Origin of the sequence: Paenibacillus sp. PastF-3 (assembly GCF_029893135.1) — a bacterium.
Classification (GTDB): domain Bacteria; phylum Bacillota; class Bacilli; order Paenibacillales; family Paenibacillaceae; genus Paenibacillus_AQ; species Paenibacillus_AQ nitricinens.
The window spans coordinates 395127-406247 of record NZ_JARXWM010000006.1 but is presented as its reverse complement, the minus strand read 5'-3'; the positions used below and the strand labels follow the sequence as shown (position 1 = coordinate 406247).

General features: G+C 43.0%; 11 protein-coding genes and 1 pseudogene. 9 read left to right on the top strand and 3 right to left on the bottom strand.

Going from position 1 to position 11121, the window contains the following annotated elements; translation table 11 throughout:
• The first annotated feature begins 155 nt into the window (after positions 1–155).
• The 5 genes and pseudogenes from M2444_RS15230 to hmpA all read left to right on the top strand — a co-directional run bounded on the left by M2444_RS15230 (position 156) and on the right by hmpA (position 4646).
• The gene (locus tag M2444_RS15230) at positions 156–851 is read left to right on the top strand and encodes a response regulator transcription factor (protein WP_094868414.1); all 696 of its coding nucleotides are present in this window, start codon (positions 156–158) and stop codon (positions 849–851) included.
• A gap of 124 nt (positions 852–975) precedes the next feature.
• Positions 976–1633 (top strand): annotated as a pseudogene (locus M2444_RS15225) (M15 family metallopeptidase); the annotation flags it as partial.
• Positions 1634–1859: 226 nt separating this feature from the next.
• Entirely contained in the window at positions 1860–2351 is a 492-nt protein-coding gene (locus M2444_RS15220; RefSeq protein ID WP_179281470.1) for a VanZ family protein, read from the top strand.
• A gap of 45 nt (positions 2352–2396) precedes the next feature.
• Positions 2397–3233 (top strand): YitT family protein, encoded by an 837-nt coding sequence (locus M2444_RS15215; protein ID WP_094868411.1) that lies wholly within the window; start codon positions 2397–2399, stop codon positions 3231–3233.
• Between the two features lie 207 nt (positions 3234–3440).
• Positions 3441–4646: an NO-inducible flavohemoprotein gene (gene hmpA / locus M2444_RS15210; protein ID WP_280787379.1), complete on the top strand. Its 1206-nt coding sequence runs from the start codon at positions 3441–3443 to the stop codon at positions 4644–4646.
• 59 nt (positions 4647–4705) lie between these two features.
• On the opposite strand, the gene M2444_RS15205 is transcribed toward hmpA, so the two are convergent.
• Together M2444_RS15205 and M2444_RS15200 are read right to left on the bottom strand one after the other, a co-directional pair.
• On the bottom strand, positions 4706–5809 hold the full coding sequence (locus M2444_RS15205; protein ID WP_280787378.1) for a PdaC/SigV domain-containing protein: 1104 nt from the start codon (positions 5807–5809) through the stop codon (positions 4706–4708).
• 182 nt (positions 5810–5991) lie between these two features.
• Positions 5992–6849, bottom strand: a complete 858-nt coding sequence (locus M2444_RS15200; protein ID WP_094868408.1) for a metallophosphoesterase — start codon at positions 6847–6849, stop codon at positions 5992–5994.
• Positions 6850–6955: 106 nt separating this feature from the next.
• On the opposite strand from M2444_RS15200, the gene M2444_RS15195 reads away from it, so the two are divergent.
• From M2444_RS15195 to M2444_RS15185, 3 genes are all read left to right on the top strand, one after another.
• Positions 6956–7777 (top strand): methyl-accepting chemotaxis protein, encoded by an 822-nt coding sequence (locus tag M2444_RS15195; protein WP_280787377.1) that lies wholly within the window; start codon positions 6956–6958, stop codon positions 7775–7777.
• Positions 7778–7854: 77 nt separating this feature from the next.
• Positions 7855–8133 carry a hypothetical protein gene (locus M2444_RS15190; RefSeq protein ID WP_094868406.1) on the top strand — a complete coding sequence of 93 codons (279 nt, stop codon included), beginning with the start codon at positions 7855–7857 and terminating at the stop codon, positions 8131–8133.
• 140 nt (positions 8134–8273) lie between these two features.
• Positions 8274–9395, top strand: a complete 1122-nt coding sequence (locus M2444_RS15185; protein ID WP_280787376.1) for a nitric oxide synthase oxygenase — start codon at positions 8274–8276, stop codon at positions 9393–9395.
• Positions 9396–9453: 58 nt separating this feature from the next.
• Here M2444_RS15185 and M2444_RS15180 read toward each other — a convergent pair whose 3' ends face one another.
• Positions 9454–10095, bottom strand: coding sequence for a TetR/AcrR family transcriptional regulator (locus M2444_RS15180; protein ID WP_280787375.1), 642 nt, complete (start codon positions 10093–10095; stop codon positions 9454–9456).
• 188 nt (positions 10096–10283) lie between these two features.
• Between M2444_RS15180 and M2444_RS15175 the strand changes: the two genes are divergently transcribed.
• Positions 10284–11036, top strand: a complete 753-nt coding sequence (locus M2444_RS15175) for an SDR family NAD(P)-dependent oxidoreductase (protein ID WP_094868403.1) — start codon at positions 10284–10286, stop codon at positions 11034–11036.
• Positions 11037–11121: the final 85 nt, after the last annotated feature.

The following is an 11121-nucleotide window of genomic DNA, read 5'->3' as shown; positions in this document are numbered from 1 at the left end:
ACAGGAGAATCGCTGCTCTGTTCACTTTTTGTGCTATTTAGGAAAAAGAAGGCTGTCTCATGTCGTAGAAAATCTACTTTTGAGACAGCCCCTTTTAAATTTGGGGTATAATGGATGTAGATCATATAGTATAAACCTACAGGGGTGAAATATAGATGAAGCGCATTACGATTTTGATTGCGGATGATGAGGCGGAGATTGCGGATCTTGTGGCTTTGCATTTGCAAAAAGAAGGGTATCATATCATTAAAGTATCCGATGGGCGGGCAGCGGTGCAAGCTATTGACTCCCAAACGATAGATTTGGCGATTCTCGATATTATGATGCCAGGGCTGGATGGCTATGAGGTAACCCGTCACATCCGGGAGCAGCATCATCTGCCGATTATCTTTTTAAGTGCGAAAACTTCTGATCTCGATAAGATCACGGGACTTGTCATAGGCGCAGATGATTATATGACCAAACCGTTTAATCCCATGGAGCTAGTAGCCCGCGTTAATTCTCAACTACGGCGCTCTATACAATTCAGTCAGCCCGCAGCCATTCTTAAGTCGGTCCTTGAAGTAGGTGGGCTGACGATTTCACCAGATGAGCATACCGTCACTCTTTACGGCGAGATAATAGACCTAACTCCGAAAGAGTTTGATATTCTGCATTTATTGGCAAGCCATCCTAAGCAGGTGTTTAGCGCGGAAAGTATCTTCCAGCAGGTATGGGGAGAAGCTTATTATGAAAGTGGCAACACGGTCATGGTGCATATCCGTACCTTACGCAAAAAGCTCGGTGAAGACATCAATAAGAACAAATTTATTAAGACGATCTGGGGCGTAGGATATACCTTTACTGGGTAAGACTACTGAGCTCTTATACATTTTAAGAAAAACTTTATAATTGTCCTGCCTTTTCTTTAAAGTGTCTTCGTTATTCTATTCCTATCAAGCATAAACGCTTTAAGGAAATGGGAGGACATTACGGATGAAAAAGTGGGGCTTTTTGGTGATTGTTGTGTTATTTCTTGGTTACGCTGCAGCTCGTTATTTACCAGATACGGGTAATTTAGCTGATAAGAATGATAAGATTCAAAAAGGATCGATTAGAAATAGCGATAGTTTAAAGGTAGTTACGCAAGATCAGGTATATCAAGGAGATTTATTGCTGGTGAACAAACAATATCCGGTACATGAGGACAGTGTGAAGTCCGATATTGTAACCTTATCTGATCAGAAGGAACTGGTTCAGGGCTACGGATTACTAGATACCTCGATTCGGTTGTCTGAAAGTGTAACCCATAAATTTATTAAGATGATTAAGGCTGCTGAGAAGGATGGCGTGAATCATTTTTTAATTAGCAGCGGGTACAGAGACTTTGAGGAGCAAGAGGAATTGTATAAGGAAAAAGGTTCAGACTATGCTCTGCCAGCACAATATAGCGAACATAATCTAGGATTATCGCTGGACATCGGGTCGTCCCAATCGGAAATGAGCAAAGCACCTGAAGGCAAATGGTTGGAAAAGAATGCGTGGAAATACGGCTTTATTCTTCGCTATCCGAAAGACAAAACGGAGATTACGGGGATAAAATATGAACCTTGGCACTTCCGTTATGTCGGCTTACCGCATAGTGCGATCATTTATGAGAAGGGAATTGTGCTGGAACAATATTTAGATCTTTTGAAGGAGAATAGAGAAATTTCAACGGTTGTAGACGGCAAAACATATACGGTGAACTATTATCCAGTATCCGGATATACAAGTATTAAGATTCCAAAGGAAGGGCAATATAAAACGTCGGGCGATAATATGGACGGCGTAATTGTCACTACATTTTGATGAGTACGAAGCCTAAGAGCGAGTCTACTATGAAATTATTGCTGGCAGCCGTATTTATTGTCTATATGTATTTCTTGATCCGAATTATTGTATTTAAAGGCGCACCTTTTAGCTTGCCATCACTTTGGGAACAGGCTGGGCGTATGCTTGAGCATCCCGACAGAATTTTTAATCGACAGGGCAACTATATACCTTTTAAAGAGATCTCGCGGGGGATAGAACATCTGTCACTTTCAGATCCTTTTTCATCACTTAATTTAGTGGGCAATCTTCTGGCGTTTATTCCTTTTGGAGTCATTGTACCTATGCTGTTATCGCAAAAAGAAAGGTTATTCCAAAAGGTCTTCATGCTCTCTTTTGCGCTGAGTCTGAGCTTTGAAGTTACACAATTAGTATTGTATATCGGCACCTTTGACGTAGATGATCTGATCTTAAATACTTGCGGTGGGGTAGTCGGTTACGCCATGTATAGAATGCTGGTTTCTTCTGGATTGTTTACAACTATATCGAAGCGGTGTTAGTATTTGTGGATGGTAGATATAGACAGGAAATAGAAGGGGCATGGTATGAAAAAACGTATTTCGGATATTGTTTCCATCATTGTAGGAGCATTGCTGTTCTCCTTGGCCGTTAACTTGTTTGTGATTCCGAACGAATTCGGTGAAGGCGGGGTAACGGGACTGACTATGATTACATACTATTTGTATCAATGGTCACCGGGTATTGTTAGCTTAATTCTTAATGCTTTATTATTGATTATGGGTTATAAATTTTTGGACAAAACGACGACGGTATACACGATTATTGCGGTGTTTTTTAACTCGTTATTCTTGATTCTTACGAAGAATTGGCATATCGCCAGCGATGAGTTGATCATCAATGCAATATTTGGAGGCATCTTGTCTGGTGTGGGTATCGGAATGATCATACGCGTGGGTGGGACGACCGCAGGTTCAACCATTATCGCCAGAATCTTGCATAAATTTTTGGATTGGAACGTTAGCTACGCTCTTCTTCTGGTCGATTTAGTTGTGGTATTTGCTTCGTATTTCATCATTGGTGTTCAAAGTCTGATGTTTACGATTGTGATGCTCTATATAGCGACTAAGGTGATGGACTTCATTATTGAGGGAGTGAATCCTAAGAAGGCCATTACGATTGTATCCAAGGAGCAGGACAAAATTGCTGAACAAGTGAATCGAATCATGGATAGAGGGGTCACAGTCATTTATGGCCGAGGATATTATACTAAAGAACCCAAAGAGCTGCTTTACATTGTCATTAGCAAACAGGAAGTGACCATGCTTAAGAAAATCGTAAGATCGATTGATAAAGAGGCTTTTATCGCCATTCACGATGTAAGAGATGTGTTCGGGGAAGGCTTTGTGGAACTGGCAAAATAAGAGTTAGAGTGCTGTCCGGTAGCTACCTGAGCTGCTTGGGCGGCTTTTTTTTTGGTTGGGTATTCGAATGTGATAGATATCATTGCGTTTTCTGTTTGTTCACATTTTATTAAATTTTAAAGTGATTCAGCGCACACTCGCTCATTTGCAGCTTCTATATGCTTGTTATAGAGGCATTATCTAATTGCAGGAGAGAGGGTTATTCATATGTTAGATCAACAAACGATTGCTATTATAAAATCAACAGTTCCTGTATTACAGGTTCATGGAACCACCATTACTACGACGTTCTATGGCATGTTATTTGAAAACCATCCAGAGCTATTAAATATATTTAATCATGCCAATCAGCGGCAAGGCAGACAGCAGACAGCGCTTGCTAATGCAGTCCTAGCAGCGGCTATGAATATTGATCAACTAGAGAATATCTTACCAGTGGTGAAACAGATTGCTGAGAAGCATCGCGCGCTAGGTGTATTGCCTGAGCATTATCCGATTGTGGGTGAGACCTTGTTAGCTGCGATTGGGCAAGTGCTTGGCGATGCGGCAACACCGGAAATTATAGATGCATGGGCCAAGGCCTATGGTGTGATCGCAGATGCTTTCATTGGTGTGGAAGCGCAAAAGTATCGTGAAGCTGCGGAAGCTCCGGGGGGCTGGAGTGGATTCAGAAACTTTGTCGTCACTCGGAAGGTTAGAGAAAGTGAGCTTATTACTTCTTTTTACCTGTCTCCTGAGGACGGAGGGGAGATCTCCTCTTATGCCCCGGGTCAGTACATCACGGTTCGTGTTCAGCCTAAGGGCGAAGAATATTCCCATATTCGCCACTACAGTTTGTCCAGTGCTCCGGGACAGATGTATTACCGTATCACTGTTAAACGGGAAGGCGAAGGGTTAGACAGACCCGCAGGCGTCGTATCTACTTATCTGCATGATTTCGTCCAAGTGGGCTCTATTTTAGAAGTGGGTTCTCCAGCGGGCGATTTTGTACTGGATCAGCGTAGTGATACTCCGGTGGTTCTAATCAGTGGGGGTGTGGGCTTAACCCCAATGGTAAGTATGCTGGAGACAATAATTGCTGCACAGCCAGAACGCGAGGTAACCTATATTCATGCAGCCATCAATGGAAGTTTGCATGCTATGAAAGATAGGGTGGCAGATTTAGCGCAATCTCATTCTTCTCTTCGGTCCTATGTATGTTATGAATCTCCAAACGAAGAAGAACAGTACAATAGATCTGGTTATATTGATCTTTCTTGGCTTCAAGAAATAGCAGATGTGAACTCTGAATTCTATTTCTGTGGGCCGACCCCTTTTATGAAGGTCATATATAAGGCGCTCAAGGAATGGCGGGTACCTGATGACAGAATTCATTTTGAATTTTTTGGCCCTGCCGGCAGTTTAGAAGAATAATATATAACAAAAAGCGCTTCAGCCGATTGGCTGAAGCGCTTTTTGTTTTGCGTTAGTATTTATTTGAAAGAAGCAAATGGATCGGTGCCTTTAGGCAATATTGAACTGAAATTAAAGGTGTAGGTAGGAATTCCAGCTGCATAAGGTGCGATTTCATATTGTTGATAGAAGATAGCTAAGCCACTTTCACTGACGTAGAAGGCTGGTTTATCTGTGAGCCCACCCGTTGACTCCGGAAAAGCAATATCCTTAGTGCTTGCCTTCAACATTTTATCTAGCTTTTGTTTGTAGTTTGGTTCTGCCTTTAGCAGGTCTTTAAGCTCTATCTTCTTACCATCCTTCAGCGAGAAGGTATGTCCCTCGCGCATGGTACCGCCGTGTGCTCCACCGCTGTAACCATATTGATCGACTACAATACTAAGTATGCCTTCACGGTTAAAGGTGACAACATAATTTTGAGAATAGTCATATTTATTCTCTATCGTACCATCTCTACGGCTAGACTCTTTCTCAGCCTCTGACACGAATAGTTCAGCCTCTTTTTTGAAGGTAGCATTAATCGTATTTTGCACTTCATCGGTTAGACCGCTGATTTTTGGATATTGTACTTTAATACTAGCATTCTTATTGCTCTTGTCTAAGGCAACAGAGGTGATCTTGATGTCATTCATCACCTTATTGCTAAACTCAAGCGATTTCTGAGCTGGATTATATACGCCTTGAACACCTAAATAATCATTTAACAGCTTGAAAGGAACATATAAGCGGTCATTGATCATCTTCACTTCATGATTTCCGGTCATGCTATAAATGTAATATCCGTTTAAATCGGTACTGACGCCATAGTCAGAGACCTCCATGTTCAGCTTCGCCGAGTCACTACCTACACTGTAAGTCTTTGTGGTTGAATTGTATTGAATAGCAAGGCCGAAGGCATCACGCAATACGGTTAAAGGGATCATGGTATTTCCATCTACGATTTTTCCTTGCTGCGTTAAGACTTGGCCTTTATATTTAAGCACCACAGAAGGCTGCTGAACGGCTTGATTAACCGTTTTCGTGGTCGTTGCAGCCTGAACAGAATTCCCTCCGATGAGTCCAGTACCTCCAAGTAATACTCCAGTTGCTAATACAGCAGACGTCCATTTCATAGTTTTGTTCATGATTTAATTTCTCCTCTCCAATGATGGGCTTATGTAGTTCATTATGATTTTTGATGTTGTCTATCACTCCTACAATTATACCTAGGCCCCCAATAGATTTGATTACAAACAGGGTTACAGTGTTGTTGCATAGACGTGCAAAAGGTATATACTTTTTAACCATTTATTAATTTTTGACACAATCATAAGGACTTTAAAGTAATTACGGTAAGCTCGGGGCGGCAATTAAAACGTATAGGCATACGAGTCACTCCAATCCCGCGTGTGGTATAGATCTGGAGTCGACTATCTGGGAGCTGGTATAGTCCGCTTGAATATTTACTGCCGTGAGGCGGAGTATACAAGGCACCTACAAAGGGGAGACGCACCTGTCCTCCGTGACTATGGCCGGACAATTGCAGATCTATGGGAAGATCACTATATTCATCGGCAAAATCAGGCTCGTGAGCAAGGAGTAGGGTACATGCCTTATCAGGGATATGGCGTAGCGCCTGATGAATATCTGCTTTGCCGACCCACGGATCATCTACTCCAGCTAGATAAAGCGCCTCCGCATCTTTTTTTAAGACAATATGTTCATTATGAAGCACGTGGAAGCCAGATTGCGCTAACCCTTTCGTTACAGCTTTCCTAGTACCAAAAGCATCGTGGTTACCTAATACAGCATATTGTCCAAAGGGTGCCCGCAACTGTGAACATAAGTCTACAGCCTCAGAAATATATTCGGTTGAATGATCTAGTAGATCCCCAGTGAAGCAGATCAGATCTGGACTTACATGTTGAATTTGCTGTACTAACTCTGTTAAGGCCTCGGACTTCGTATACACGCCTAAGTGTAAATCACTGAAATGAACGATACGAAATCTATCGAATGTTGGAGGGAGTAGAGGAAGCTTTATATCTATATGTTTAACTTCAAGCCAGTAGGGCTCGACCCAGTGAGAATAAATGCCGGTCGCACTAGCGGTTCCAAGCAGCCCGAGCGACACTTGAGCACTTTTCTTCAGAAATTGGCGTCTGCTAATAGGTTTAGTATTCATGAATCCATCCTACGGTAGAATTGTTACTTTAATATGACAATATTCATTATGTCACCCATTGTGTCGATAAACTTACATATACATTTACTTAATGGGAGATGAACAGATGAGTATTATCGATGCCTTAGTCCTCGCAGCACCTTACTTCAAAAAGCTTCACTCGCAAGATATTATGATCGGTATTACGGACAGGGAAATCTTCCAGTATTACGCACCAAGTAAAGTTATTGATCTCGGATTGGTTAAGGGTAACCCTATCCCTCCTGAAGATCTGTCGCTTTCAAATGGACTGAAAGGTATAGCAAGCTCTAACCGAATCCCAGCAGAAATTTATGGAGCTCCTGTGATTTCAACATGTGTTCCTATATATGGAACAGATAACGAGGTAGTGGGCGTGTTCGCAATTGCTTACACACTGGAGAACGAGAATAAGCTTGAGGTATTTACAGAAGAGATTAATGGGATAAGCAATCACCTAATGGATATGGTTCAGAGCGTAGCTGCCCAATCTGAAGAATTATCGGCCACCTCTCAACAAATATTAGATAATACACGTAGAGCGGTAACGGAGTCTCAAGAAGTAAATAAGGTTACTAGCTTCATTCGTGAAATTTCTGAGCAGACGAATCTGCTAGGACTAAATGCGGCCATCGAAGCTGCGCGTGTAGGAGAGCAGGGGGCGGGCTTTGGCGTTGTGGCTAAGGAAGTACGCAAACTGTCTGTAAATACCAAAGAAGCAACCCATAATATTGAAAAATCACTCAGTGATGTTCAAAAGTCCATTAAACAAATGGAGCTGGAAATTGAAGCGATCTCCGCTTCTTCACACGCACAAGCAGAACTTGTCACCGAATTCAGCGGGGTAATTGAACGCTTGAATAAGGCCAGCAAAGAAATGACTACTTTCATGCAATCCATCATCCAGTAGGGTGTATGCATAAAGTTACTTATCCTAAACCATGCTAGAAGAGACAGGCGCATTTCAGAAGGGAGCGAATTTCATTTATGAAACAACCCGATTCCAGTCTGCAAGCGAACGACAATGTAACTCAAGCCAAAAATGCTTTAGGCAAACTTCATTTCTCTGTCTCTCAGGCGCTTAGTCATCCAACAGAACAGACTTTGGCACAGGCTGAGAACCGTTTGGCGCATACCGAACAGGCGGTGGAGCAAGCTCAGGCCTGGTTAGGCCCCCAAGGTGTGGAGTTGGCTGAAGAACTGCTGGCCGAGGATAAGAGCAGGCTTGCTGCATTGAAGACGCAAGGGAAACGTTCAGAACGCTAGATGTTCCTGCTACAACCCGTGAGGCGACTAAGCTTCACGGGTTGTTCTCATGCACTGTTTCTTTAAGGGTGTAGCTTAGGATTGAGGATGGTATACTGGATTGAAGGTTCTGGCAAGAGCTTGGATGGGGGATAAACGATATGAATGGTAAGGACATTGAAGAGTTAACCCGGCAGGCGGAGGCTTTCGTTCGACAATGTTACGCTGAACTTGATAAGACTGAAGCTGAGATGGATCATCGCATCCAAGCCGTACGAGAAGAAATTAATCAATCCGGGAGTTACACACATACAACGGAAGAGTTGGCTCATGGGGCAAGAATGGCTTGGCGAAATAATAGCCGCTGCATTGGCCGCCTCTTCTGGCAATCCATTGAGCTGATGGATGAACGTCTGGCAGAGACCGAGGAGGATATTGCTGAAGCTTTGCTGCGCCATCTGGAAAAGGCGAATAATGGAGGACGCATTCGTCCACTTATCACGGTCTTCCGCAGCGGGGTAGATCCTGACCGGAGAATCCGGATTTGGAACCATCAATTGATTCGTTACGCGGGATATCCTGGTGATGCTGAACATGAACGCGCTGGTGATCCGGCATCGGATGAATTTACGAAATTGTGCCAACAACTAGGCTGGCAGGGAACAAGGGGCGATTTTGATGTATTGCCGCTAGTGATCAGCATAGGTAATGGGCGTCCCCATGTATTTCCTATTCCTCAATACCTCATTCAGGAGGTACCGTTAACGCATCCCGAAATTGAACGTTTTGCAGAGCTTCAGCTTCGCTGGTATTCTGTACCGATCATTTCGGACATGCAGTTGGAGATTGGGGGAATTCTATACCCCGCGGCTCCTTTTAACGGCTGGTACATGGAGACTGAAATAGGCTCACGTAACTTAGGGGATACTGGACGATATAACACTTTGCCGGCTGTAGCTGATCTGATGGGACTTGACCGCTCCAGTAACACAACGCTTTGGAAGGATCGGGTGCTTCTTGAGTTGAATCGTGCAGTACTGCATTCCTTTAAGCAAGCTGGGGTCAGTATCGTTGATCACCATACAGCAGCCGATCAATTTGTGAGATTCCAAGAGCAGGAGCAGGGACATGAACGTCAGGTTTCGGGACGCTGGTCATGGCTGATCCCCCCTATGTCTCCGTCGTCTACACCGATTTGGCATGACAGTAAGCTGAAAGAATATGATTACAGCCCTCGTTTCCTTTATCAGCGATCACCTGTGGCCACCTGCCCTTTTCACTAGCCATCGAATTTATGATCAAAAAAGCGCCAAGTTCCCCTTATAAGGAAACTGGCGCTTTTTAGGCTTTTAAATGATCCAGGAAAATTCGTTTGAGAAGCTCAAGCTGATCGTCGGAGTCTAGGTCCGATTCCAGGAGGAGAATATTCTTTTTCATCGTTAGTTTTCTGGAAAAGAGGGCAAAGCTATTCATAAGAGTGATCAAGGTCTCTTTCACAGGGAGACCGGCACGAATAGAACCGTCTTCTACTCCATTTTGAATGATTCTGGAGTATTCATGCCAGATCTTACGATTGAGTGCATTGAAATTCAGCACATCCTCCACAGGCTCATTCGAGTGTGAGGCGTAGCTTTCGAAATTGACCATAAAGATAATACTTAGATGATTCTGATCCAGTATAAAGAAATCAAATAATTTCTCGATCTTTTCAAGACAGGTAAGTGGCAAGTCAGCCACGTATTTAAAATAATCGAGCATAGGCTCCAGCATTCGGGTGGCCACAGCCACGATGAGCTTTTCTTTTCTAGGAAAATATCGAAACAACGTCGCAATCCCTATATTTGCTTCACTCGCGACATCCTGCATCGTTGATTTTTCAATTCCTTTTTGCGAAAATACCTGTTCTGCGGCTTCGAGGATATCCAATAATCTTTGCTGCTTACCATCGGATCTTTCTTTTTCGTAGCGTGTTTTAGGATTCATGAGGGATAGACCCTTCCATTTTTTGATTAGGTTCTTTAATTATTAGTATTATATCCACCGTTTATTGGATTAAGCAAGGAGTAGTTGTAGTTGTTTCATAATAATGATATGATGTATATCACAGTGATAGTGTGACTATCATCACTCGAATTATTATATCACAATACGATTATAGAGGAGACTTAATTATGAATCGTCTAACTAATAAAGTAGCAATCATTACAGGTGCAGGCAGCGGTATGGGTCGTGAAGAAGCGCTTTTGATGTCCAAAGAGGGCGCTACAGTTGTAGCAACAGATATTAACGAAGCTGCCGTACAAGCAGTTGTGAAGGAAATCGAAGCCAATGGTGGACAAGCAGCAGCTTATGCACATAATGTAGCTTCTGAAGAAGATTGGATTAAGGTTGTAGAAGATGTGGTTAGCAAGTTTGGTAAAATCGATATCCTGGTAAATAACGCAGGGATCTCTTTCCCTGTTCAATTGCTTGAATCCACTGTTGATCAATGGAACAAGGTAATGAACATTAACGTGAGCAGCGTATTCTTAGGCATGAAGCATGTTGTTCCTCAAATGCAGAACAATAAAGGCGGTTCCATCGTCAATATTTCCTCCATCGCAGGTTTGACGGGCAGCAGCGGTGCTGGCGCTTATACAGCTTCTAAAGGTGCCGTTCGTATGCTGAGTAAAGCAGCAGCTGTAGACTTTGGTAAAGATAACATTCGCGTGAACTCTGTTCACCCAGGCTTTATTGAAACCCCAATGAGTGCTGAATTTGTAAATGACGAAAGAATGCATAGCTTCTTTATGTCCCAGACTGCATTGCCACGCGTTGGACGTGCTTCTGAAGTAGCTGAAGCTGTATTGTTCTTGGCTTCTGATGAAGCTTCATACATTACAGGTGTTGAGCTGCCAGTTGATGGCGGAGTGGTAGCTAAATAATAAATTTATAAATAGGAAACACTAAGAAAGCCGTCTCATGCGTAGAATCTGTCTATGCGTAGGGCGGCTTTTTTGCACCCATTTC